This is a genomic window from Streptomyces sp. E-08 (genome assembly GCF_049913095.1).
GTDB lineage: Bacteria > Actinomycetota > Actinomycetes > Streptomycetales > Streptomycetaceae > Streptomyces.
The window spans coordinates 8314232-8338242 of sequence record NZ_CP183971.1 but is presented as its reverse complement, the minus strand read 5'-3'; the positions used below and the strand labels follow the sequence as shown (position 1 = coordinate 8338242).

The 24011-nt window shown below is 72.0% G+C and carries 22 protein-coding genes; 13 read left to right on the top strand and 9 right to left on the bottom strand.

Translation table 11 applies throughout. The annotated features are described in order from the left end of the window. Positions 1 to 23 precede the first annotated feature (23 nt). The 3 genes from ACN9MM_RS38210 to ACN9MM_RS38200 form a co-directional block, all read right to left on the bottom strand. Entirely contained in the window at positions 24 to 551 is a 528-nt protein-coding gene (locus tag ACN9MM_RS38210; protein ID WP_426368412.1) for a DinB family protein, read from the bottom strand. Positions 552 to 772: 221 nt separating this feature from the next. Beyond that, positions 773 to 1006: a hypothetical protein gene (locus ACN9MM_RS38205; protein ID WP_426368411.1), complete on the bottom strand. Its 234-nt coding sequence runs from the start codon at positions 1004 to 1006 to the stop codon at positions 773 to 775. Between the two features lie 250 nt (positions 1007 to 1256). Next, complete coding sequence (locus ACN9MM_RS38200; RefSeq protein ID WP_426368409.1) at positions 1257 to 2186, bottom strand: LysR family transcriptional regulator; 930 nt, start codon at positions 2184 to 2186, stop codon at positions 1257 to 1259. A gap of 71 nt (positions 2187 to 2257) precedes the next feature. Here ACN9MM_RS38200 and ACN9MM_RS38195 point away from each other — a divergent pair, with 71 nt between their 5' ends. From ACN9MM_RS38195 to ACN9MM_RS38185, 3 genes are all read left to right on the top strand, one after another. Then, positions 2258 to 2920: a maleylpyruvate isomerase family mycothiol-dependent enzyme gene (locus ACN9MM_RS38195; RefSeq protein ID WP_426368408.1), complete on the top strand. Its 663-nt coding sequence runs from the start codon at positions 2258 to 2260 to the stop codon at positions 2918 to 2920. Between the two features lie 289 nt (positions 2921 to 3209). After that, positions 3210 to 3668, top strand: coding sequence for a group II truncated hemoglobin (locus ACN9MM_RS38190; RefSeq protein ID WP_426368407.1), 459 nt, complete (start codon positions 3210 to 3212; stop codon positions 3666 to 3668). Positions 3669 to 3947: 279 nt separating this feature from the next. Then, complete coding sequence (locus ACN9MM_RS38185; RefSeq protein WP_426368406.1) at positions 3948 to 5090, top strand: DUF2254 family protein; 1143 nt, start codon at positions 3948 to 3950, stop codon at positions 5088 to 5090. A 67-nt stretch (positions 5091 to 5157) separates the two neighbouring features. On the opposite strand, the gene ACN9MM_RS38180 is transcribed toward ACN9MM_RS38185, so the two are convergent. Beyond that, positions 5158 to 9405 (bottom strand): tetratricopeptide repeat protein, encoded by a 4248-nt coding sequence (locus ACN9MM_RS38180; protein WP_426368405.1) that lies wholly within the window; start codon positions 9403 to 9405, stop codon positions 5158 to 5160. Between the two features lie 130 nt (positions 9406 to 9535). Between ACN9MM_RS38180 and ACN9MM_RS38175 the strand changes: the two genes are divergently transcribed. From ACN9MM_RS38175 to ACN9MM_RS38165, 3 genes are all read left to right on the top strand, one after another. Next, entirely contained in the window at positions 9536 to 9691 is a 156-nt protein-coding gene (locus tag ACN9MM_RS38175) for a hypothetical protein (protein WP_426368404.1), read from the top strand. Beyond that, the gene (locus tag ACN9MM_RS38170) at positions 9688 to 10335 is read left to right on the top strand and encodes a hypothetical protein (RefSeq protein WP_426368403.1); all 648 of its coding nucleotides are present in this window, start codon (positions 9688 to 9690) and stop codon (positions 10333 to 10335) included. Before ACN9MM_RS38175 ends, ACN9MM_RS38170 begins: the two co-directional genes overlap by 4 nt. Before the next feature lie 137 nt (positions 10336 to 10472). Then, entirely contained in the window at positions 10473 to 11087 is a 615-nt protein-coding gene (locus ACN9MM_RS38165) for a hypothetical protein (protein WP_426368402.1), read from the top strand. 496 nt (positions 11088 to 11583) lie between these two features. Here ACN9MM_RS38165 and ACN9MM_RS38160 read toward each other — a convergent pair whose 3' ends face one another. After that, positions 11584 to 12513 carry a LysR family transcriptional regulator gene (locus tag ACN9MM_RS38160; protein WP_426368401.1) on the bottom strand — a complete coding sequence of 310 codons (930 nt, stop codon included), beginning with the start codon at positions 12511 to 12513 and terminating at the stop codon, positions 11584 to 11586. A gap of 72 nt (positions 12514 to 12585) precedes the next feature. On the opposite strand from ACN9MM_RS38160, the gene ACN9MM_RS38155 reads away from it, so the two are divergent. Next, positions 12586 to 13482, top strand: coding sequence for an SDR family NAD(P)-dependent oxidoreductase (locus ACN9MM_RS38155; RefSeq protein WP_426368400.1), 897 nt, complete (start codon positions 12586 to 12588; stop codon positions 13480 to 13482). Positions 13483 to 13635: 153 nt separating this feature from the next. On the opposite strand, the gene ACN9MM_RS38150 is transcribed toward ACN9MM_RS38155, so the two are convergent. Genes ACN9MM_RS38150 through ACN9MM_RS38140 form a run of 3 tightly spaced genes read right to left on the bottom strand, consistent with a single transcriptional unit; the run spans position 13636 to position 15572 of the window. Further along, positions 13636 to 14637 carry a nucleotidyl transferase AbiEii/AbiGii toxin family protein gene (locus tag ACN9MM_RS38150; protein ID WP_426368399.1) on the bottom strand — a complete coding sequence of 334 codons (1002 nt, stop codon included), beginning with the start codon at positions 14635 to 14637 and terminating at the stop codon, positions 13636 to 13638. Continuing rightward, positions 14634 to 15245: a hypothetical protein gene (locus ACN9MM_RS38145; RefSeq protein ID WP_426368398.1), complete on the bottom strand. Its 612-nt coding sequence runs from the start codon at positions 15243 to 15245 to the stop codon at positions 14634 to 14636. Before ACN9MM_RS38145 ends, ACN9MM_RS38150 begins: the two co-directional genes overlap by 4 nt. Positions 15246 to 15278: 33 nt before the next feature. After that, a complete protein-coding gene (locus ACN9MM_RS38140) occupies positions 15279 to 15572 on the bottom strand; it encodes a hypothetical protein (protein ID WP_426368397.1) in 294 nt (97 codons plus the stop codon). A 152-nt stretch (positions 15573 to 15724) separates the two neighbouring features. Here ACN9MM_RS38140 and ACN9MM_RS38135 point away from each other — a divergent pair, with 152 nt between their 5' ends. After that, the gene (locus ACN9MM_RS38135) at positions 15725 to 16312 is read left to right on the top strand and encodes a histidine phosphatase family protein (RefSeq protein ID WP_426368396.1); all 588 of its coding nucleotides are present in this window, start codon (positions 15725 to 15727) and stop codon (positions 16310 to 16312) included. Positions 16313 to 16397: 85 nt separating this feature from the next. On the opposite strand, the gene ACN9MM_RS38130 is transcribed toward ACN9MM_RS38135, so the two are convergent. Next, on the bottom strand, positions 16398 to 18143 hold the full coding sequence (locus ACN9MM_RS38130) for a lysyl oxidase family protein (RefSeq protein WP_426368395.1): 1746 nt from the start codon (positions 18141 to 18143) through the stop codon (positions 16398 to 16400). 305 nt (positions 18144 to 18448) lie between these two features. Here ACN9MM_RS38130 and ACN9MM_RS38125 point away from each other — a divergent pair, with 305 nt between their 5' ends. The 5 genes from ACN9MM_RS38125 (at position 18449) to ACN9MM_RS38105 (ending at position 24010) form a co-directional block, all read left to right on the top strand. Then, entirely contained in the window at positions 18449 to 19018 is a 570-nt protein-coding gene (locus ACN9MM_RS38125; protein ID WP_426368394.1) for a dihydrofolate reductase family protein, read from the top strand. A 246-nt stretch (positions 19019 to 19264) separates the two neighbouring features. Continuing rightward, the gene (locus ACN9MM_RS38120; protein WP_426368393.1) at positions 19265 to 20518 is read left to right on the top strand and encodes an extracellular solute-binding protein; all 1254 of its coding nucleotides are present in this window, start codon (positions 19265 to 19267) and stop codon (positions 20516 to 20518) included. A 258-nt stretch (positions 20519 to 20776) separates the two neighbouring features. Further along, on the top strand, positions 20777 to 21658 hold the full coding sequence (locus tag ACN9MM_RS38115) for an alkaline phosphatase family protein (protein ID WP_426368392.1): 882 nt from the start codon (positions 20777 to 20779) through the stop codon (positions 21656 to 21658). Between the two features lies 1 nt (position 21659). After that, entirely contained in the window at positions 21660 to 22979 is a 1320-nt protein-coding gene (locus ACN9MM_RS38110; RefSeq protein ID WP_426368390.1) for an MFS transporter, read from the top strand. After that, positions 22976 to 24010, top strand: a complete 1035-nt coding sequence (locus tag ACN9MM_RS38105; RefSeq protein ID WP_426368389.1) for a TolB-like translocation protein — start codon at positions 22976 to 22978, stop codon at positions 24008 to 24010. Before ACN9MM_RS38110 ends, ACN9MM_RS38105 begins: the two co-directional genes overlap by 4 nt. Position 24011: the final 1 nt, after the last annotated feature.

Genomic DNA, 24011 nt, shown 5'->3' with positions numbered 1-24011 from the left:
GCGCGGACGTCCCGTACGGTCGCTCAGTCCCCCGTCACTCCGTCGGTCCGCTCCCGCAGGAAGTCGGCGTGGCCGTTGTGGCGTGCGTACTCCTGGATCATCAGCGTGTAGACCCAGCGAAGGCTGAGCGGAGCTCCGCCCGGCGAGACGAAGGTCTCGTCGAGCCCGCGTCCGGCCGCCACCGCGTCGCAGGCCTCGACCTCGTCGCGGAACCGTCCGAAGTCCCGCTCCGCTTCGGCCGCGTCGACCCCGGCCAGCCCTTCGTCGCCGTCCGACGGACCGGTGAACACCTCACCGACGACCTCACCCGCGAAGCTTCGCCGGAACCACCACCGCTCCACCTCCGCCATGTGGCGCACCAGGCCGAGGAGGCTGAGTCCGGAGGGCTCCACGGTCGTCCGGGCCAACAGGGCCGGAGAGAGCCCGGCGCACTTGACGAGCAGGGTCTCCCGGTGCCAGCGAAGCCAGCCCTCCAGCATCTGGCGCTCGGTCACGGTTCCCAGGTCGCGCAGCTGCTGTGTGCGTACGACCGACGGCGCTGTCCATGTCATGACCCCACGGTGCCCTGCCGTACGGAACGGATCAAGCGGGCCGCGCGCCGCCGAACCGCAACCTGAACCTGCTCGAACTCTCCGAACTGCGCCCTGACCAGCCCGGCACACCGAACGGCCCGCTCTCGGTGCGAGAGCGGGCCGCTGCCGCGAGCCGTGCGCGAGCACGGCATGCGTGGGTCCTTCCGAGCCGCACCCGTCGCCGGGCGTGGAGCCGAAGGTCAGTGGGCGCCGAGGTAGGAGAACTCCGCGCCCTCTTCCCAGCCCTTCTCCGAACACGAGGCCGTGAAGATCGTTCCGTACACGGAGGGAACGCCGGTCAGCGCGCAGTGCGAGCTGAAGCCGGCGCCGCCCTCGGAGAAGCTTCCGAGTCCGACGCCGTCGTGGGCGAGCGCGGCACCGGCGCCACCGAACAGAATGCCCACGGCCAGAACAGACGCGGCCAGAGAACGCATAACCACTCCTCAAGATGTCTGAATGACGTGCCAGAAATGGCCCGTCGTGCGATCAAACGCCCCATCGGACACCTGGTCACGCATTCTCACTCCAATGCCGGACAGCCGGTCAGGAGCCTGTGGGGGTGCAGAAACGATGCACTTCAGTCGCCCGCTGAAAAACGCCACAACCCCCGAAACGTGAATTCACCACCGCCGCTCAGCACCTGAATGACAAGTGGTATTTGTTCGGGGGTGAAAGGAAGAAGAATCACACTTCGGCCGGTGGCGACGGCGGCTTCGGGAGGCTCTTGCGCAGACGGTCGAGGAGTACCCGAGCCGCGGGGCTCGACGGTCCGGCGGCCCGCCACGCGAGCACGACGCGGGCGCGCATCTCGGGCTGGTCGATCCGTAGGGTGCGGAGCTGTCCACCGAGGGGGGAATCGTCCTCTCCGGCGGGCAGCACAGCGATGCCGAGTCCCCTCGCGGCGAGCTGCGCGAGCAGCTGCGGGGCCGCCGCTTCGAAGGTGACCCGGGGCCGGAACCCCGCCCGTGCACAACCGCGTTCGAGCGCCGCGCGCACCCCCGTTCCGCGAGGGAGGCAGATCAGCGGCCGGTCACGCAGATCGGCGAGCGGGACGCTCGCGCCGTCGGCACGGTCGAGGAGCGGATGGTCGGGCGCGACAGCGGCGACCAGCGGGACGTCGATCACGAGCTGGAACGCCGCTCCCGGCGGGGGCACCTCCTCCGCGGTCCCGAGAAGGGCGGTGTCGAGTTCGCCGGACAGGAGCGCGGCCTGCATGCGCTCCGTGGTGTCCTCGGTGAGTGCCACCTCCACCGACGGGTGGTCCTCGTGGAAGTCCGCGAGGAAGGCGGCGATGTCGAAGGTGTGCCCGGTGGCTCCGGACACCAGCCCGAGGGTGACCCGACCGCGTAGCAGTCCCGTGTACGCGTCCACCGTCTCCCGCACCGCGTCCGCCGCGGCCAGTGCGGCGCGAGCGAACGGCAGGACCGCCCGGCCCACCTCGGTCGGCGTCACCGAACGGCCGGAGCGGTCGAGCAGCGGTTGCCCGAGTTCGTTCTCCAACTGGCGGATCTGGGCGCTGAGGCCCGGCTGGGCCAGATGCAGGCGGGCCGCGGCGCGCGTGAAGCCGCCCTCCTCGACGACGGTCACGAGGTAGCGCAGCTGGCGAAGCTCCATAACCATTGATTCTAGATCGCAGCAGAACTATCTACTGGAACTATCGTTCGGCAGACCGCAGGCTTGATCGCATGGAGAACGCGACGACCCGCAAGGGGAAGCTCACCGTGGTCAGGGACGCGATCGCGGCGGAGCGCCGAGAACTGGCCGATCTGTTCGACACCCTGCGCGACGAGCAGTGGAACGAGCAGAGCCTGTGCGGGAGATGGCGGGTCCGCGAGGTGGCGGCGCACATGTCGATGGGGTTCCGGCTCTCGTTGCCCGCGACACTCGGCGAGTTGGTCAAGGCGCGCGGGAACCTTCATCGCATGACCGACCGGGTCGCGCGCAGGGACGCGGCCGCCCATTCCACGCCGGCACTCGCGGCCTTCCTGCGGGACAATGCCCACCACCCGTGGACACCGCCGGTCGGCGGTCTCGCGGGAGCACTCGGCCACGACGTGGTGCACGGCCTGGACATCACCGTCGCGCTCGGCCTCGACCGGCGCGTGCCCGAGGACCGGCTGCGCATCCTGCTCGACCAGATCCGGCCCAGCGGCCTGAGGTTCTTCGGCGTCGATCTCGACGCGGTGCGGCTGAGCGCCGAGGACCTCGACTGGTCGTACGGATCGGGCTCCCCCGTGTTCGGCACCGCTCAGGACCTCCTGTTGCTGGCGTACGGTCGCAAGCTCCCCGCCGGCCGGCTCCGGGGCGAGCCGAGCGGCCGTTTCACCCGTCGGGCGGACGCGGCATGACCCGTACCCGACCACGCGGAGATCCTGCGCCGCTGGGAGCTGTTCAACGATGCCCGTACCGTCACCGCCATCGCCGCCTTCGCCATCCTGATCTCCGTCGCCCTGCGCCGACAGGCGCACGATCGGCCCACCACCGACGAGTGACGCACGCCGGAAGCGGAGCGTCCCGGGCCGGGACCCGCGCGCCGGGCCGGTCGTCGGTGCCGCCCCGCCGAGAGCGAACATCCTTGGATCCGGGCCCTGTTGTGTGAAAGCTGGGAGGACACATCCCGGATCACGGAGGCCTTCCATGAGCGCCGAGCACACGAACACCCTGTACGAGGCCGTGGGAGGCGCCGACGCGCTGCGCCGGCTCTCCGAGACGTTCTACGAGGGGGTCCTCGCCGACCCCCTCCTCGCGCCCGTCTTCGCCGACTTCACCGCCACCCATGTGAAGCACGTGGCCGTCTGGCTGGCCGAGGTCTTCTCGGGGCCGGCCGAGTTCACGGCACGGCACGGCGGGCACCAGGCCCTGCTCCGCGCCCATCTCGGGCTCGCCATCACGGAGGAGCAGCGCCTGCGCTGGATGGAGCTCATGACGGCGGCCGTGGAGAAGGAGCTGCCGGACGACGCCCTGCTGCGCCGCCGGGTGGTGGAGTACTTCGACTGGGGCACGCGTATCGCCAAGGACGTCTCGGCCTCGGCTCCCGGCACGGACCTCGGCGAGCCCGGCCCCACGCCGCGCTGGGGCTGGGACGGCCTCGCCTGACGGCGCTCCTGCGCCCGACGGCCTTTCGCGTTCGCTCGATCGGCGCGTGACCCGTACGGACCGGCCCGGGCGGGCCGTGGCAGCGGGTGACCCGTGTGGCCGAACATCGGCATGTCGCCTTGAGCCGGCCCGTCCCGGGTCCGAGCGTTTCCTCGCCGCGACCGTGCACCTGATCGGAGAACTCCTTTGGACGCCCCGCCGCTGATGGTGTTCGGTCCGGACCGCTCGGCGGAGCGTGTGGTGCGGCCACGACGTGCTCTCCGTGCGGGTGTCTCCCAGGTGTTCGCGGCCGTCGTGGGGCTGGCGCTGGGACTGCTCCTGCCCGGCATCGACGGCGGGTACCAGGTTGCGGCCGTACGAGTCGTCGACGTGCTGAAGGTCTCGGGCGTGGGCGTGCTGAGCGTCGCGACGCTGATCTTCTCGCTCCTGTTCCTGGTCGTGCAGTGGGCCGCCGGGAACTTCAGCCACCGGCTCATCCTCTTCCGGTCCGACCCGGTGATCTGGCGCGTCTTCGCCCTCGTGGTGGGGCTCCTCGTGTACTCGGTCACCGCGACGCTGGCCATCGGTTCGCACCGAACGGTGTCCGTGGCCGTGCCCACGACCGCCCTGGTCCTGACCGGGGCGGCGCTCGTGCTGGTCCGCAGGCTCCTGCTGAACGCCCTGCGCTCCATCCAGCTCGCCCACGTCCTCGCCGACGTACGGCAGCGGGGACAGAAGGTCCTGCGGGCCCTGTACCCGGACGACTCCGAGGGCGACGCCGGTGAGGCCCGCCGCCTGCCGGACGTCACGTCCAGCGTGGTCTGGGCCGGAGACACCGTCCTCCTGGCTCAGGTGGACGTGCTGCGGCTGGTGCGGACGGCGACGCGTGCCGACGCGGTGGTGGTCCTGAAGGTGCCGGTCGGGACCGCCCTCCAGGCGGGGGACGTGGTGGCCGAGGTGCGCGGTGGCCGTGTGCCGGACGCGGAGGTGCTCACGGCGGTGGTGGGCGAGGTCGAGCGCGTGTTCCACCAGGATCCGATGCTCGCGTTCCGGCTCCTGTCCGACATCGGACTGCGTGCCCTGTCCTCCGCGATCAACGATCCCGCGACGGCAGTCCAGGCCCTGGACGCCACGGAGGGCCTGCTGCGTCTGATCGCCCCGGCGGACCTGGGCGACCGGTCGATCGCCGACGAGGCGGGCGCCGTCAGGGTGGTGATGCGCCTTCCGTCGTGGGAGGACTTCCTCCGGGTCGGGCTCGACGACCTGTGCCGTGCGGCCTCGGACGCGCCGATGGTGCTGTCCCACGTACGGGAGCTCCTCGTCCGGCTGCGCACACGGGCGCGGGAGGATCGCCGTCCTTCCCTGGAGGAGCGACTCGTCTGGGTGGAGGAGGAACTGACGGCACGGCATCCCCCCTTCCTGGGCGGCGGCACCGACCGGTGAGCTGTGGTCGGCGGCGCCGGGGTCGCTGCCGGGGCGCAGGGCGCCGGACTGGATGCGGGCCTGGCCGTCAGGGTTCGGTGCGGTGCTCCGTCGTCGGCAGGAGCGAGGTGGCGGCGAGGACGGCCGAGACCGCGGGCCGGTCGAAGTGGCGGGCGAGCAGGCGGGTGAACTCCTCTTCGCCGAGCTCGGCACGCTGCATGCGCAGGCCGGTGACGTTCAGGACGGAGTTGCCCGGCCTGAACCGCTGGTTGAGGAAGAGGGCCCGTACGAGCAGCGGCACCGCCTCCTCGGGAAGCCCCTGTTCCGCCCGCAGGTTGCCCAGTTGGCCGTAGTCGAGCGCCACCTCCGCCCACGCCCCTTGTGCCTCGTCGATCGCGAGGCACGTGCGGTAGCACTGCTCGGCCAGCTCGCTGTCCCCGCGCAACTGGGCGACCTGGCCCAGGTGGTACGTGCTGTTGGAGACCCCGGCGTCGTTGCCCAGCCGTCTCTTCACGGCCACCGAGGCGCGGAGGTACTCCTCCGCCTCCTCGTAGGCGCCGCGTTTCTGACAGACCATGCCGAGCTGGTGGAGTGTGATGGCCCGGTTGGTCTCGTTGCCCAGCTGTCCGTGGAGGGCGAGGGCCGTCAGATAGCTCCGCTCGGCGGCCTCCAGGTGGCGGGTCTCCAGGTTCACGAGGCCGAGGTCTTCGTGGCACTTGGCGACGGCCTCGGTGTGGCCGGCCGCCTCGCACACCGGCAGCGCGCGCGTCAGCAGCATCCGCGCCCTGCCGTACTCGCCGCGCGCGCTCGCGGCGATCGCCAGCTGTACGTAGGCGCTGCCCAGCGGCGACCGGCTCGCCGAGGAGACGACCAACCGGGTGCACCGCGCGGTGAGGTCCGTGACCTCGTCCGCCGTCGGGGCGTCGACGTGCCGTCGTACGATCCGGTCGAAGGCCTCGGCACCCAGCTCAAGGCGCTGGACGACGAGCCAGTCGAGATCCTCCTGCCCTCCCTCGCCCGGGTGCCCTCCGCACCAGGCGTCGACCGTGCACGGCACCGCGTCCTCCACGCGCCCCAGGACGGTCCGTACGGCACCGAGACTCCGGTTGCACACGGCGAGGTTCTCCCGCTCCCCCAGCGCGGCGAACACGGCGCTCGCGCGGGAGAAACACGACTCCGCCCAGGTCATGTCCCCGAGATCGCGGGACATCTCCCCGAGCAACTGGCAGGTCTCGGCGATGTGCGTGGCGCTCCCGATCTCCTCGAAGATCTCCAGGGCGGTCCGCGCGTGCGTCTGCGCCGCCGCGTGGTCGAATCGCGCGAGGGAGATCCTCGCCATCCTGACCCAGCCGTTTCCCTCGTTCACCCGGTCGCCCAGGGTGATGTGGTGGGAGAGCGCGGCACGCGTGCACCGCTCCGACCTGGTGTAGTCCTTCGCGCGGAACGCGAGGATGCCGATCTGGTGCTGCGCGGCCGCGATCCCCTCCAGATCACCCAGTTCCTCACAGATGCTCAGCGCCTCGATGTACTGCTGTTCCGCGCCGCGGTCGTCGCCCCTGCGGCTGGTGTGGCTCGCGAGCTGGTGCAGGTTGATGGCCACCCGACCGCGCTCGCCGATGCGCTCCGAGATCGACATCGACTGCCGGTAGAGGCGTTCGGACTCGTCGTGGTCCCCCCTGGTCTCGGCGAGCAGGCCCAGGTTGTGCAGCACTCCCGCGACCAGGTCCTCGGCCCCGAGCTCCGCGAAGCGGGCCAGTGCCTCGCGGTAGCGGCTCTCGGCCCGTACGTACCTGCCCCTGCGCGTGTCGAGGCCGCCGAGCCCCGACAGGCACTCCGCGGCGATCAGCGACCCCGGGACGGCCAGCGCCAGTGCCTCGTGACGCAGTCGCTCCTCCCGGGCCCACTGGCCGCTCCGTGCGAGTTCGCGGCAGGCGTGTTCCGTGTGCTCGATGGCCTTGGGCACGCGGGCGCCGGCCAGCTCGTGGAACCTCGCCTCGAGTGCGTAGCCGATGTACGTGTCCCGTGCCGTCGTGGTGCCGCACTTCCACGCCCAGTACGCGCCGGCCCTGCGATGGGCCTCGGTCAGCCGTTCCGGTCCGGCGATGCGCGCCAGGGCGGCGGCGGTCCAGCGGTGCACCAGGTATCCGTCGCCCGCGGGCGCGAGGAGCCCGAGGTGCAGCAGTCGTGCGACGGCCGCGTCCAGGGCGTCCGGCGGCGGGGGCGGCGTCGAGGCGTCGGACGGGCCGGGCTCGGCGGGATCGTCCGAGGTGCCTTCTGCCGCCTCCGCCATCTGCCACGTGAGGCCCGTGCGGTCCACCGGCAGCCGGTACACCGCCGCGCCCAGCAGCAACCGCCGTGCCGCGGGCACGTCGTCGAGCCGGGCGAGCAGCTCCGGCAGGAGCACGTCCTGCGCGATCAGCGCACCGGTCTCCTGAAGCACCCGCCCCAGCCCGCCGCCCGGACCACCGCCCGGCGGGCCGGGCGGCGCGGCCTCACGGCCTGCCAGCGCCGCGCCCAGCCGGGCGCTGACCTCGTCGAAGCGCGCCACACCGTCCCGCAGCAGCGCGTCGAGGTACTCCAGGGACCGGGGATGGCCGCCGAGACGCGCCCACACCTGAGCCTGCTCGGACCGCGACAGGGCGTCGACGCCCGGCAGGCGCCAGAACAGCTTCCGGGTCTCCTGCCAGGTCAGCGGGCCGAGATGAAGGTTCTCGACGCCCGCGACGGGGAAGGGGTACCGGCTGGTCAGCAGGGTGCTGTGGCGCTGGGCCCAGGCATCGAGGAACTCCGCGAGTTCCGTGTCGAGGAGCCGGTGATCCGCGTCCAGGTTGTCCTCGGCGTTGTCGACCACGAGGAGCAGAGGTACGGATACTCCCGCGGGCGTACCGAGCAGCCCCCGCCAGTCCCGCCCCGGCTCATTCAGGGCGATGACCCACTGGTGGAGCGGATGGGTCTCCGTGAGCCCCTTCCGGGCGCAGTGGGCGGCCAGGCCACGGCGCAGCTGCTCCATGATCGTGTCGGTGTCGGTCTCACCGGCCACGGCCACCACGACGCCGTCCGCCGCGGTCGCTGTGAAGCGGCGGACGAGTTCGGCGGCCAGGCTCGTCTTTCCGACGCCGCCGATGCCGTGCAGCAGGACCCGCGGCTCGGTGCCGGCCAGCTGCCGCAGCGTCCTTCGGCGGCCGACGAAGTCGTGTCGCCCGCGGACCGTGCCGTCGACCACGACGGCCGGTGGGCCGGGTTCGGGAGAGGAGGGGGCAGGCGTTTCGGCGGGAGCACCTCCCGGCCGTAACGCCGGATCGGCGAGGAACAACGCCGGCGTCGCCCACTCGGGAAGCGGACGCGGTTCGCGCGCGAGCTCGCGGCGTACCTCCGAGAAGACGGTGAGCAGGTCCTTGTCCGGGGCCGGGGCGAGGGGCGTGTCCGGGTGCGTGTCCGGGTCGGCCTCCGGGCGGCTCGCGAGTCCCTCGTACAGTCGTGCGCACAGTTCGATCGCGTAGTCGTCGCTGACGACGCTGTTCATCGCCAGCACCGCCTGGGCCCCGTGGTCCAGCAGACTCCTGGCCAGTCCCGGCAGCTCGGCGGCCTGCCCTTCGAGGGCCGTGGAACACCCCGCCAGGACGATGAGCGGCACCCCGCCGTCGGCCGGCATGACGTCCCGCACGAAGCGGGCCGCGTCCACCGCGTCCTCCTCACCCGTGGAGGTCTCCAGGAGCAGTGCGCCGGGGCGGGCATGGCAGGAGATGTGCAGCACGTCGCAGGGCTCTGCTTCGAGCGCGGCCCGGATCGCCGCGGCGCTCCCCCACTCCAGGACGCGTACCCGGTGGCCCGTGCGGCGACCGGGCTCCACGGCGTCCAGGATGCGCGCCCATTCCCTTTCGTAGTCGAGGAGTTGACCCGCGCTGTCGTCGGGTGCGGCGACAGCGGCGACGATGCGCAGGGGGCCGCCGGGTGCCGCGGGGGCCGGCGGCCCGCCGGTGTGGGGGGTCGACCGGTACAGGTCCACGCACGGGTCCAGCGCCAGCGGGACGTCGCGACCGGGTGGTACGAGCGCCTCCCAGGGCAGGTCCGCGTCCGCGGGATCGCTCACCTCGACGCCGATCCGGTGCCGTCCCGGCCGGCTCAGCTCTTCCGACAGCGCCTGGCCGGCGTGGCCGTCCAGGAAGCGTTCGGCGAGCGCGACCCCCGTCTCCCGCAGGAGGTCGTCCGACGGTTCTCTGCGGAGCCGCCAGAGAAGATCGGCCGTACGCTGACTCAGCGGCTTCGATGGGTGTGAGGTGCTGACGCCCTCGATGTCACACGTCACGTTCGTGGTGCTGATGGACAGCTTGATCACGTGAGCCCCCGTCGTGTGCGCACCCGCGCCCGGTCGTGTTCGCTCGTACCCCGTCCTGCTCGTGGCCAGGATCTCGGGCGGAGGCCTCCTAGACAATCACGCCAACTGCACTCCCTGTCATACTGAGTTCATGACCGACACCCCGGAAGAGCCCCCGCAGCCGAACGAGACGCGGGTCAACGAGGGCGTGTTGGAGTTCTTCGACGGGGAGGTCTGGGCGGCGTACGTGGACCTGCCGGACGACGATCCCGGTCCGCTGGGTGTATTCCGCAGGGAATCGCGGTGAGCGCCCCGCCGACGGCCGGGGACGCCGGTGGTACGGTCCTCGACGCCCTGCCCTCGCCGCTCGACTCCGTCGCCGACAGCCGGGAGGCCGCGCGGTGGACCCTCGCGTCCGCCGGCGCGGTGGGCGCGCTGCTGCTCGGCGGCGGCCCGCTGCTCGCCGTGGGGCGGATCGAAGACTGGACGCACGCGCTCTGGGCCGGCGGCGGCCTGCTCGTGGCACTGGTCGGCATCGCCTGGGCGATGTGGCAGACCAGCGAGGTGCTCGTACCACTGCTGACCACCCCCGCGATGCTCGCGTCACCGGCCCTGCGCGGCCTGCACGAGCAGCTCGACGCCGCGCCCGACTACTACTTCGGCTCCATGGCCACCGATGTCGAGGGCCTGCTACGGCACCGCCGGGTGGCCCTGGAGATCTCCCGGCGGCTGCCGACCGCCGAAGCGGCCGAACGGGCGGCACTGGAACGGGGACTGGCCACGGCCCACCGCAACATCGCGCGGACGGACCCGTACCTGCGGTGGCTGCTGGCGACGGCTCACGCGTGGATCGTGCGGGAGAAGCTGCGCAAGGCCCGACGGCATACCTTCCTGTCCGCCGTTCTGGTCATCACGGGCGCGGTGGTGTTCCTGGGCGCGACGGGCCGCTGAGACGCCGCGCCGCCCTTCCGCTCCGGGGCCGTTCACGCCTCGGGGCGGAACGGCGGGAAAGTCGGGGGGAAGCGGTCCTACGGATCGGGGGCAGGGCTGTCATCATTGATCAACCACTCGACGAGAGGAACGGCGCGATGCTCGGCTACTGTCTGGCGGTCGTGCGCCGACTGGCCCTGCCCGCGCTGGCGACTGGCATGGCGCTCGCGGCGGCCATGACCGCCGCGGTGGTCCTGGGTGACGGCGCAACCTGGACCGGGGCCGCTCCCGACGCCCTGGCCGCGGGCGCGACGGTCGCCATCGCCTTCGCCGCCGTACTGACCACCACCACAGCAGTGGGCGCCGCCCGCACGGCTCGCCGGTACGGGCTCACGCTCGGCCCCGAAGCCGTGGCCCTGCCCTCCGTCCGCGAAGTGCGGGTGCCCACCATAGAGGGCAGAACCGCCTTCCAGCTGACGGACAGCGTGCGGCACGTGGTCGAGAGCGACCCCGTCCTGCGCGTGGACGAGGTCACCGCATTCGGGCACGGCATCCTGAATCTGACCCTGCGCGGACCGTCGGACACGACGGTCTCCGTACAGGTCCGCGTCACGACCGGGCCAAAGGAGACGGCCGCCGTCGTGGAGGCGCGTCCTGAGGCCACCTACAAGCGGCTCGACGCGGGGGCCTGCTGGGCCGTCGCCCGCGTCGTCGAGGAGCGCGTGGCGCAGGCCCTGCGTGCCGAGGCCGCGGAGGGCGGCACCGCCCACTGACGCCGGTCCACCCCGCAGAAGACTCCGCCCCGGGCTGTGGGCCCGGGTTCGTCGGTGGCTGTGACCAGCACAGTCGTCTCGTAGCGGACCGCGACTTCGTCGAGCCGGGTCGCGACGGCACGGTTCCTCCCTGCTCGACGCCCAGGTGCAGATCGGGCGTGATCAGCACGCACGGAGCGATCGGTCCAGATCCCCGCGCACGCGTCGCATCAGTCGTCCGCGGGTCCGCCGGTAGCGGGGGCAGCCCCTCCGGCCGCCGCGCGCCTCTTGCTTCGTTCTGCCTGCAGCGCGGCTCTCGCCGCGGCAGCCTCCCGTTCGATCCGCTCCCTCAGCAGGCGTAGGCGGGCCTCCCTCTCCGCACCGGACAGACCCGTCAGGCCCAGCCTGGCGTCACGTTCCTCCTGGGACACAGCCCCTCCTTCCCTCGTTGGAACTCCATGCTCCTCGCCGTGACCCCGCCTGCGCCAGCCGCTCGGTGACGGGCCGTCGCCGCGGGTCAGGGGCTCGTGGCGGCTTCCGTTCCGACGGCCGCGGCCCGCAGAGCCGCTTCCAGGCGGCGGACGGCTTCGGTGGGCGGCTGGGGCAGCCGGGCGACGGACAGGCGCCGCAGCTCCTGCGGCCCTCCGCGTACTTCCAGGATGCGTACGCCCGGCGGCGCCGCGGAGACCAGTGAACGCGACACGGTGGTGAGCCCGCATCCCGCGGCCACGAGGTGCAGCTTGGCGAGCCAGTCGCGGGCCGTGTGGACGATCTCGGGGCGTTCGTCCAGGCCCGGCCACACTCCCATGAGCCGGTCCTCGCCGGCGGACTGACTGGCGATCCACTGCTGTCCGCGCAGGTCGGTGACGTCGACGAAGTCCGCGCGGGCCAGCGGGTGTTCGGCGGGGACGGCCAGGCACAGGGAACGTTCCGCGAGGGTCCGGAGCACCAGCGGGGGCGACTCGTCGTCCGGTGCGCGGAAGGGCGGCGCCGATGCGAGGAGTGCGAGGTCGATGCTGCCGGCCCGCAGGGCGCGGGCCAGTGCCGGGGTGGTGCCTTCGCGGCTGATCACCCGCAGGCCGGGGTCGCTGCGACGGAGCGAGGCGAGGGCTCCCGGAACCAGGTGCGCGCCCGCGCTCGGCACCCAGCCCAGGCGCGCGGTGCCGCCGGATTCGGGCAGGCCCGACAGTTCCCGGGCGGCGGCGTCGATCTCGTCGAGCACGACCGTCGCGCGGCGCATGACGACGCGGCCCGCGGCGGTCAGCCGTACGCCCTCGCGCCGCCGTTCCAGCAGTTCGGCGCCCGCGGCCCGCTCGATCGAGGCGATCTGCCGGGACACCGCCGACTGGGTGTACCCCAGCGACAGCGCCGCCGCGGTGAAGGTGCCTCGCTCCGCGACCGTACGGAACACCCGGAGCGAGGTGAGGGACACATCCGTGAAGTCCATGACGTTTACGCATACCACGCGTGCGGAACTTTCGTTGGACTCATGGACCGACCCGTCCCTACCGTTGCAGACATGACAGCTACGAACGCTCCTCGCATCGCCCTCGTCACCGGCGCCAACCAGGGTCTCGGCCGGGCCCTCGTCGAAGGTCTCGCGGCCCGCATGGGCAGCGACGACCTGGTCCTTCTCACCGGCCGCGACGAGCGCCGCGTCACCGAGGCCGCCGGCGAGGTCGAGGGACTGCCGGCCACCCGCGCCCGGGTACGGGGTCACGTCCTCGACGTCACGGACACCGACGCCATCGGCCGACTCGCCGACGAACTGCGCGCCCGGTACGGCGGAGTCGACGTGGTGATCTCGAACGCGGTCGCCCGCCTCCTGCCGGACGAGTCGCAGGCGGAGCGCGCGGACGAGTTCATCGACGTCTCGAACACGGCCACCCACGCCGTCCTGCGCGCCTTCGGTGCCGTCCTCCGTCCGGGCGGGCGGCTCCTGGTGGTCGCGAGCAGCCTGGGCACCCTCGGCCACCTCGACCCGCGCCTGCACCACCTCTTCGACGGCGCGAGCCTCGACCAGGTCGAGTACGCCGTCGAGTCCTGGCGCTCCGCCGTGCACCACCGGACCGCGGAGGAGGCGGGCTGGCCGCGCTGGCTGAACGTGCCCTCCAAGGTGGCCCAGGTCGCCGCCGTACGGGCGGTCGCCGCCGAGCGCCGCGCCCGCGACCTCGCGGCCGGCACCCTGATCGCCTCCGTCTGCCCCGGCATGGTGGACACCGCGACCTCCCGGCCGTGGTTCAGCGACTACGGCCACGCCCAGTCCCCCGCCGAAGCGGCCCGTGCCGTGCTCGACCTGGTGTTCGCCGAGCGGGTCGACCCCGCCCTGTACGGCGAACTGGTCCGCTTCGGCGCGGCGTTGGACTGGCACAGCGGCAAGCCCCCGGTGGAGCAGGACCGCATCCTCACTCCCTGATCCCGTCGCTCCGCTCCCTCGGCGCGGCCCGGGAAGTACCACCGTGAGGACTTCTCCACCACCGCCGCCGACGTCTCCCTCCTGGTCCTGAGGGGTGCTGGAGGAAGGATCAGTGCGGGGGTCTCACGGTGGACGCGAGCGCGTTGCGTGGCCTCAGGCCCTCGGACGGGGCGTTCCGAGGATCGGGGCGAGGGCGGTGAGGAGCCGGGCGCCGAGGTCTCGTCGGGCGGCCAGGGTGTCCGGGTGGGTCTCGTCGAAGCCCGTCCAGTCGACCTCGCGTACCGCGGTCTCGAACATCCCCTGGTTCAGCGGTTCGTTCGGCTGCCCCGGCCACTCGTCCGCCTCGCGCAGCACCGTCTCCAGGAGGTCGCGCGGCAGGGCGCAGCTCTCGGCGAGGAGGACCGCGTCGTACAGGTCCTTGGCCTGCGGGTACAGGTCGCAGCTCAGCCACAGGAGCTTCCAGGCCAGGGACAGTTCACGGTCCGCGGCCTGAAGGCGGACGCCGGCGACCTCGGTCGGGCGGGGCGGGGTCGGGAGGCGTTCCTGGAAGACGAAGTCGAGCTGGACCTGGCCTCCGGGCAGTCCGGGGGCCTGCCACGGCAGGACCAGCCGGTGGCCGGGCACCCGCTCGTACGTCCAGATGTACTCGGACACGGCTCCGGCCGCCGAGAGGGAGAGCCCTGTGCCACTCTCCTCGGCGACGCGTTCGGCCGCCTCGGCGATGCCGTCCAGCATGGCGCGGGTGCGCGGCTCCTCGATGCGCCAGGTCTCGGGGACGACGACGAAGTCGATGTCCTTCGGGGCGCGGGCGGCGTCGCCGAACCACGCGGACATCAGCATGCTGCCCCGCAGCACGAGGGAGCCGGCCCACGGCGAGCCCGCGACGGCCGCGAGGACGAGCTCCAGCGCCGTGCGCCGGGCGGCGCGCCAGCGGGCCAGCAGCTCCGGGTCCTCGACGACGCCGTCACCGGGCCGGTAGGCGTCGTCGAAGTGCTTGAGGGCCGGGTCGAAGACCCGGTGCCGGACGGCCGCGCCGCCGATGCCGGCGGTCAGGGTGCGCGGGAGTTCGGCCTTGCGGCGCACGTAGTCGGCGCGGGGCTCCCCACCGCTGCCCGGCCCGTCCGGGATCGTCGGCGTCGACGGACTCTCGTTCATGCGGTCTCCTCCAGCCAGCCTTCGTCCCATGACAGGTCACTGTCGGAGAGGACGAGTTCCCTCTCCTCCGCGACCGGCTCGTACCCTGCGGCGACCAGCGCGGTGACGAGCGCGTCGCAGGCGCGGCCCGCCGCGTCGGCGGGCCCCGGGTGCCGCTGGGTCACGAAACGCTCGTGCCGTCCGCCGGGGCCCGCCAGGACGCGCCGGGCGTTCCAGGAGACGTGTGCTCCGTGCGGGACGACGAGGGCCTCCAGCGCGGTCCGGTCGTACGCGGCGGGCAGCGCGAGCTTGAGGTGGTGCTCGTAGTAGCCCCCGCCGGGTCCCACAGGCTCCGTGCTCCACGGCACCGTCTCGACCTTGACCCGCACCGGCTCGAAACCGGCCTCGCGCAGCCCGGCGACGACCGCCGGGTGACCGGTCCGGTCGGGCAGCGTCAGCATCGGCTGGACCGGCGTCCGGCCCCGCGCGAGGACGATGGTGGTGACCTTCAGTCCCCGGTCCGCCGCCCAGGCGCCGAGCCGGGCCTGTTCCCCCTCGGTCCGGCACCGGACCGTCACATGCGTCTCGTAGACGCCACCGACCGCATGGTCGTCACAACCCTCGTACACCGCAGCGAGTGTGCCAGACGGGACGCCGGGCGATCATCCGGGTTTCGGGCCCGGGCGGCGGCGTGGAGCCGCCTCGCGCCGGGCCCGTCGGTCCAGGAACTCGATCAACGCGGGCTCGCTCCCCTCCAGGCGTTCCCGCTGGTCGTCGGGGAGCGAGGCCAGCGCGTCGACGAGGACGCGCTTCCGGGGGACGTACACCATCGAGCCGCGGAAGATCCGGCAGCCGGAGCACCACGCGAAACCGATGCACCGCTCGAACAACGAGGACTCGGGCGGGTGGTAGCGGTACTGGTACGAGCGGACAGAGGTCCCACAGGCGGCGCACACGCGCCTGTCTCCGTCGGGGACGGTCTCCCAGGTCCCGACCTTGAGCCATCGCTGACGGTCGTCTCGTGCTCTTCACATCGTCATGTCGAGGATTCTGCCCATGACACGGTTGTCGGAGTCAAGTCCCCCAGGACCGGTTAGTCTGCGCGCCCATGGGTGAGCTGATGGTGATCCGGCACGGTCAGACCGAGTGGAGCCTGTCGGGCCGTTACGCCGGACGGACCGACGTTCCACTGACCGGCGCGGGCGAGGACGCGGCCAGGGCTCTCGCTCCGCGGCTGGCCCGCCGCCGTCCGACGCGTGTGTTCAGCAGCCCGCTGGGCCGCGCCCTGCGCACGGCCGAGCTGGCCGGTCTGACCGGAGTCGAGCCCGATCCCGATCTGCTGGAGTGGGACTACGGCGGCTACGAGGGCCTGACCGCCGAGCAGATCCGCGCGGCGAGGCCGGGCTGGGACCTGTGGCGGGACGGTGTGGTTCCGGGCGGCGCCGGCCGTCCCGGCGAGCGGCTCGCGCAGGTGGCCGCGCGGACGGACGCGGCGCTGGACCGGATCCGTCCGCTGCTGGACGACGGCGACGTCGCCGTCGTCGCGCACGGGCATCTGGCGCGCGTGCTCGCCGTGCGCTGGCTCGGGCTCGACGCCTCGGCGAGCGGGCTGCTCGGCCATCCGCATCCGGGCACGCTCGGCTTCCTGTCCGTCGAGGACGGGCAGCCGTGCGTCTCCGCCTGGAACGTTCCGTAGCGGACCCGGCCCACGGGAGCCGTACGGGACCGGGCCGGCCTACGGGCCCGTCCGGTCCCGCCCGGTCACCGGGCCTACCGCGTCATCAGTTCGCGTTCACCAGGTCGTGCGCGGGGACGGTGACGGTCCGTCGGCCGGGCGTGCCGCCGAGGACGACCTTCCGCAGGGCGCTGTTGTTGTCGAGGTTGGTCTCCTTCAGCCGCTTGGCCGGGTTGGCCAGGACCTGGATGTAGTAGGTGCCGTTGGGCACGTCCGTGATGTCGAAGGACTGTCCCGGCAGGTCCTGGGTGTAGGTGTCGCCGGAGCCGACGTCCAGGACCTCACGGACGGAGATGGAGTTCTCCTGGCCGCAGGCGGTGGAGAGGTCGGTGTTGTACGGGTGCCAGTTGGCGTTCTTCACCGTGTAGTCGACGGCGTCGGTGTTGGCCAGGCAGAAGGCCTCCTTGCCGCTGCGCACCGCTTCCTTCTTGTCGGCCTTCAGGAGCCGGTAGCTGGCGAAGTCGGTGAAGTGCCAGTGCACGTGGCCGGGGCGCGGGTCCCACTCCATGGTGCCGGTCGGGGTGTAGCCGACCTGCTTGCCCCGTGCGTCGTAGAAGTACTGGTACGCGTCCATCTTGGCCTTGCCGGGCGAGCGGAAGCCGTCCACCACGAGCTGGGCCGGGCCCGCGTTCCACACGTTGGCGCTGAAGGCCAGGTAGTCCTTGCCGGGGATGTCCTGGGCGCCGTCGCTGATGGTGATGCCGTAGGCGGGCAGCGAGCGCAGGTCGGGCTTGGGGACGTTCGGGACGGAGGGGGTCCCGGTGGGCCGCCTGGTCTGCGGCGCGAGGGCGGGTGCCTGGCGCGAGCCGTCCGTCTGTCCGGCGGTGTCACCGGCCTGCGCGTCGGCGCGTGCGGCCTGCTGCTTCTTCGTCGCCCAGGGCAGGGCCGGAGGCGCGGCCTTCAGCGGGCCGTGGCCGACGTTGTACGAGGGGCCCGCGCCGCTGGTCTCGGGTGCGCCGGCCTGGGCGGGCGTCGGGGCGTGCCCCGGCCCGTGCCCGGAGTGGGCCGCGGGGGCATGGTGGCCGGCGCCGTGCCCGGCGTGATCCCCCGAGGCGGCCGACCGGGCGGGGGCGGCGCCCTCCTCCCAGCTGCGCTCCTGGACGGTGACCTTCACGGTGGCGGGCCTGTCGGCGATCCCGAAGAGGTCCCGGTACTTCTTGGCGACCCTGACCTTGGCCGTGTAGGTGCCCGCGGCGAGCTTCACCGACTGGGTGTAGGAACCGGCGTAGGTGTTGGCGGCCCACCCCTTCTCGACGCCCCACACGGAACCGAGGGTGAAGGGGTTGGTGGGGCAGCTCTCCGGATACTTCGAGGTGGAGGGCGCGTCGGGCCGGACCCGTCCGCTGGCGTTGTTCGGGCAGAAGCTCTCCGACTTGCTGACGACCACCTTGCCCGTCCTGTCGGTGAGGGTGATCTCGGCGAAGCCGGGCAGTCCGGAGAAGTCCTTCACGGTGCCCTTCGGCAGCGTCTTCGTCCTGGCCTTTCCGCCCTCGAACACGGTCTGCGTGATGGTCACCGGGTCCTTGTAGGACTTCCGGGTGACCTTGAGCTCCAGCGGTGTTCCCTCCGCGGTCAGGTAGGTGCCCAGGTCCAGGTAGACGCCCGGGTCCTCCTTCCAGGAGGTGAGCGTGACCGAGCCGGTCGCCGCGATGAGGCTCAGCTTGGGTCCGGTCGCGGCCTTCGCCTGATCCGGCGTGGCGGCCATGAAGCCGACGGTCACGGCCATGGCGGCGACGGCCGTGGTCCCGGCGAGCAGCGGACGCCGTAGCCGGGTGGTGCGCGTAGTGGTCATCGTTCCCTCGTCCTCCGGATGCTGTGAGAAGAAATCGGGTCGCGGCCCGGCGGGACGGGACCGCCGTCCGGCCCGCGCGCCATGAGAGGGGCGCCGCGCCCGTGGGGAGAGAGGGAAGGGACCGGACGCCCGGTTGTCCGGGGCGTGGAAATCATCCTGATGTTGGCCGAATGACGCCCCTGTGGCGAAAGGTGGTCTGCGGGTGCGACGGGGAAATATGACGAGATCCTCCCCGCCGGGTGCGTCCCGCTGACAGCGGTGACCGGCGGTCGTAATGTCGGATACGTTCCCGAGGAGGACTTCTGATGCGCAGCGTGACCTATTCGATGAACGTCTCGCTCGACGGATACATCGTCGGGCCGGACGGCGGGTTCGACTGGACGGCCCCCGGGGACGAGGTCTTCCGCCACTGGATCGACGAGATCCGGGACGTCGACGTCCACCTGTTGGGGCGGCGGCTGTACGAGACGATGCTGTACTGGGAGACCGCCGCCGAGGATCCCTCGCTCGGCGAGGACGACCGGGAGTGGATCGCGCTCTGGAACCCGCTCCCCAAGGTGGTCTTCTCGACCACGCTGTCGGCGGTGCAGGGCGACGCCCGTCTGGCCTCCGGCGGTCTGGCGGAGGAGATCGAGCGGTTGCGGGCCGAGCCGGGCGAGGGCGAGATCGCGATCGGCGGCGCGACGCTCGCGGCCCAGGCCGCCGCGCTGGGGCTGATCGACGAGTACCGCGTCATGGTCTATCCGGTACTCGTCGGCGGCGGCATTCCCTTCTTCCCCCGGGACGAGCGCCGCGTGGATCTCGAACTCGTGGAGACCCGTACCTTCGGGCGGGTCGTGTACCTCCGCCACCGCGTGGTCCGCCGGGAGGCGTGAACGGCCCCCTCCTCGGACAGGCCGTCAATGCGCCACACCGGAGTCGTATGGGACACCGTGGAGAGTTCTACGCGCGATGAGATGAGCGCCGGTATATCGGAAGACACCAGGCGGAATCCTCCGCGTTGGAGTTATACCCACAACCGTTCTGCAAGGGGCGCCATATGCCCTGGACCGGGAGATGATTTCGGACGCACTGTCCAAAAAAAGCAAGAGGAAAAATCCATGCGACCAAGACTCTTTCGCATGACCACTTCCATAGCCGCATGCGGGCTGCTGGGCTCCCTCGTCACCGCCTGCGGCTCGTCCGGAAGCGAGACGACGACGCTGCGCCTGGTGGCCCCCGAGTACGGCACCAGCCCGGCGACCGGCTCGAAGGCGTACTGGGACACGCTGACCGCCGCCTTCACCGCGGCCCATCCCGGCAAGAAGATCGAGGTGACGCTCTACCCCTGGGCCGACATCGACCGCGAGGTCACCCGCATGGTCGAGCAGGACAACGCCCCCGACGTGGCACTGATGGGCGCGTACTCCGACTTCGCCGCGCAGGGCCGCCTCTACTCGGCCAGCGATGTGATGTCGGTCAGGTCGGAGGCGAACTTCCTGCGGCCGCTCGCGGCGGCGGGCTCGGTCGACGGCAGCCTCTACGGCCTGCCCTTCGTGGCCAGCAGCCGGCTGCTCTTCTACAACGAAGAGCTGTTCGACGAGGCCGGGGCGAAGCCGCCGAAGACCTGGTCGGAGCTGAAGGCCGCGGCCGAGGCACTGAAGAAGGACGGCGTCCTCTACCCGTACGCCCTGCCGCTCGGCCCCGAGGAGGCGCACGCCGAGGCCCTGATCTGGGAGCTGAGCAACGGCGGCGGGTACACCGACGACAGCGGCGGTTACAACCTCGCCTCCGAGCAGAACACGGAGACGTTCGACTGGATCAAGGAGAACCTGGTCGTACCGGCCCTGACCGGCCCGGTCCCGCCGGCCGAGCTCAACCGGCAGGACGCCTTCACGGCCTTCCTGCGCGGCGACGTCGGCATGGTCAACGGCTACCCCTCGCTCCTCCACGAGGCGAGGGCGAAGGGCATGAAGGTCGGCACGCTGCGCATGCCGGTGTCGGACGCGCTGGGCGACACGCAGACCCCGCCGGCCGCGGGCGTCGCCGACTGGATGATGGCCTTCAGGCACGACGGAAACCGCGACCTGGTCAGCTCCTTCCTGAACTTCGTCTACGAGGACAAGAACCTCAACGAGTTCGCCGGGCGCTACCACCTGCTGCCGTCGACGGTGTCCGCCACGGAGGCGTCCCGGTACGCGGCGACGGACCCCAGCGCCGAGCAGTTCCTCACGGCGCTGCGCAGCGCCCAGCTCTACCCGGTCGACGAGCCGTCCTGGCTCCAGGTCAGCGACACCATCAAGCGGAACATCGGCCGGGCCGTCGCGCCCTCCGCCGACCCGAAGACCGTGCTGGAGCAGATCGCCCAGCAGGCCAAGGACGAGACGCAGAAGTAGCGGCCTCCGGAACCCTCGGAGACCGGCGCGGCGTCGACCGGACGCCCCTGTCGTCGCTCGCGGGACACCCACAAGGTGCGCGACGCGACGACCGCCCCCGTCCCGGGCCGCCGGGAAGACCGGCGCGGGGACCCGGCGACGAGCGGGCACGAGACGTTTCCCGGGTCTTCACGCGGAACACCTTCAAAGTTGACATGCGCACTTCTAACCTGCCGGTTGCACCGCTCCCGTAGTCATCACCCTCAATCGGAGGTAGTCGTGTCCGGCGCGCCCAGAAAACGCCGCACCGCCCTTCTGTCCACCCTCGGCCTCGCCGCCGCGTCGATCGGCCTCTGGGCCGGTTTCGGCGGCACCTCGCAGGCCCAGGCGGCGGCAACCGTCCCCACCCCCGACCACGTGGTCGTCGTCGTCTTCGAGAACCACGCCTACAGCCAGGTCATCGGGAGTTCCAGCGCCCCGTACATCAACTCGCTGAAGACCGGCGGCGCCAACCTCACCCAGTCGTACGGTGAGACCCACCCCAGCCAGCCCAACTACTTCGCGATGTTCTCGGGCTCCACCCAGGGCATCACGGACGACAGCTGCTACACGCCGGGCTTCTCGTCGGCGCCGAACCTGGCCTCCGAGCTGATCGCGGCCGGCAAGACGTGGAAGAGCTACAACGAGACCCTGCCCAGCCAGGGTTCGACCACGTGCAGCAGCGGCAAGTACGCGCGCAAGCACAACCCGTGGTTCGGCTTCTCGAACGTCCCGACCTCGTCGGCGTACACCTTCGCGCAGTTCCCGACGGACTACAGCACGCTCCCGCAGGTGTCCTTCGTGGTCCCGAACCTGTGCAGCGACATGCACGACTGCTCCGTCGGCACCGGTGACACCTGGCTGAAGAACAACCTGGGCGCCTACGCGACCTGGGCCAAGACCCACAACAGCCTGCTCGTCGTGACCTTCGACGAGGACAACCGGCTCGCCGGCAACAAGATCCCGACCGTCCTCTACGGCCAGCAGGTGGTCCCGGGCTCGACGTCCGCGACCACGTACAACCACTACAACCTGCTGCGCACCATCGAGGACATGTACGGCACCACGCACGCCGGCCAGGCCGCCAACGCGACCCCGATCACCGGCATCTGGACGCCCTGACGTGTACGTAGCGGACAGTCGCAGCACCCCCGCGACGGCCGCCGCCCGGGACCTCGGTCCCGGGCGGCGGTCCGCCGTCGCCCCGACCGTACTCGCGCTCGGCACCGTCAGCCTCGTCACGGACGTGTCCTCGGAGATGGTCACGGCCGTGCTGCCGCTCTACCTGGTCGCCGGGCTGGGGCTGTCGCCGCTCGGCTTCGGCCTGCTCGACGGCGTGTACAACGGTTTCAGCGCGCTCGTCCGGCTCGTCGGCGGCCATCTCGCCGACCGCGGTGGCCGGCACAAGACCGTGGCGGCGATCGGTTACGGGCTCTCCGCGCTGTGCAAACCCCTGCTGCTCCTGGCGAGTTCGCTGCCGATGATCGGCGCGGTACTGGCCGCCGACCGCACCGGCAAGGGCCTGCGGACCGCGCCGCGTGACGCGCTGATCTCACTGGCGTCCCCCGAGGAGTCGCGCGGGCGGGCCTTCGGCGTGCACCGCGCGATGGACACCGCGGGCGCGCTGATCGGCCCCCTGGTCGCCTTTCTGATCCTCCGGCAGGCGACGGACGGTTACGACGCCGTGTTCACGGTCAGCTTCTGCGTGGCCGCGGCCGGCGTGCTCGTCCTGCTGCTCTTCGTACCCTCACGCCCCCGCCAGGTGACAGCCACGGCGGCCGACGGACCGCCGCGCGCCTCGCTCAAGGCAGCCCTCGGCCTGCTCCGGATCCCCGGTGTACGCCGACTCGCCCTGTGCGCACTGCTGTTGGGGCTCGCGACGATCAGCGACTCCTTCGTCTATCTGCTGCTGCAGCGACGCCTCGGCGTCACCGACCAGTGGTTCGCCCTGCTGCCGATCGGGACCGCCGCCGCCTTCCTGCTGCTCGCCGTCCCCCTCGGACGGCTCGCCGACCGGGTCGGTCGCCGCCGCATGTTCCTGGGCGGCCACGTCGCCCTGCTGCTCGTGTACGTCGCACTGCTCAGCGGCTGGCGGAGCCCGGCGCTCCCCTTCCTCGTCCTCGCGCTGCACGGCGGGTTCTACGCGGCGACCGACGGCGTCCTGATGGCCGCGGCGGCCGGACGCATTCCGGCCGAACTCCGCTCGTCCGGGCTCGCGTTGATCCAGACCGGGCAGGCACTCGCCCGGTTCGGCTGCTCGATCTCCTTCGGCGCGGCCTGGACCGCGTGGGGCGACCGCTGGGCGACCGGCGCGGCGGCGGCCCTGCTCGCGGTGTGCGGTGCGGCGGCGTTCGCCCTGCGGCCCACCGGCCACGACGACACGCCCCCGGACCCGGCCACGACCCCGCCCACCGCGACCGTTTCGGAGGAAAAGCCCGTATGACCCCGCTGACCCTGCGCGGCAAGCTGCTCGTCCTGCTCGCGGCGCTCGCCGTGCTCGGCGCCGTGGCCGCCGCGTCCCTACTGCACGCGGCCGACCGGGCGGCCGAGAAGAACCGACCGCAGGCGGGCGGTCCGTCGATCGGATCCGGGCGGATCTCGCTCGCTGCCGGTGCCGACCGCCGGATCGTCTTCCGCAACATGGCCTGGGGTCCGCACCGCGACGAGCTGGTCACCGTGCCCGCCGGCTCCCCCACCGGCCCGCGGACCGCGTCCGGGGTGAAGTGCCTGCGCTTCCACGCGGCCGGCGGTACCGGCATCTGCCTCCAGGCCGTGCGCGGCGCCGTGGACGACACGTACCGCGCGGTCGTCCTCGACTCGGCGCTCAGGGAACGCGCCCACTACGCGCTGCCGGGCATCCCGACCCGCGCCCGGGTCTCGCCGTCCGGCCGGCTGGTCGCGTGGACGGTGTTCGTCGGCGGCGACTCGTACGCCGGCGCGAGCTTCTCCACCCGTACCGCCGTCCTGGACACCACGACCGGCCGGCTCACCACGTCCCTGGAGGAGTTCCGGGTACTGAAGGACGGCAAGGAGCACCACGCCGCCGACACCAACTTCTGGGGCGTCACCTTCTCCCGCGACGACCGGCACTTCTACGCGACCATGGCCACCGGCGGCCGGACCTACCTGGTGCGCGGCGACCTGACGGCCCGTACCGTCACGACACTCCACCAGAACGTCGAGTGCCCCTCGCTGTCACCCGACGAGACCAGGATCGTCTACAAGAAGCGCGTCGCGGGCGCGCCCGCGGACGCGCCCTGGCACGAGTACGCCCTGGACCTCGCCACCCTGCGGGAGACCGCTCTCGCCGAGCCCCGCAGCGTCGACGACCAGGCCGTCTGGCTCGACGACCACACCGTCTCGTACTCCCTGCCGGGCGACTACGGCGCCGACCTCTACAGCGTCCCGGCCGACGGCTCGGGCGCGCCGAAGCGGCTCATGACGGCGGCGCTGGCACCGGCGTTCCTGGAGTGAC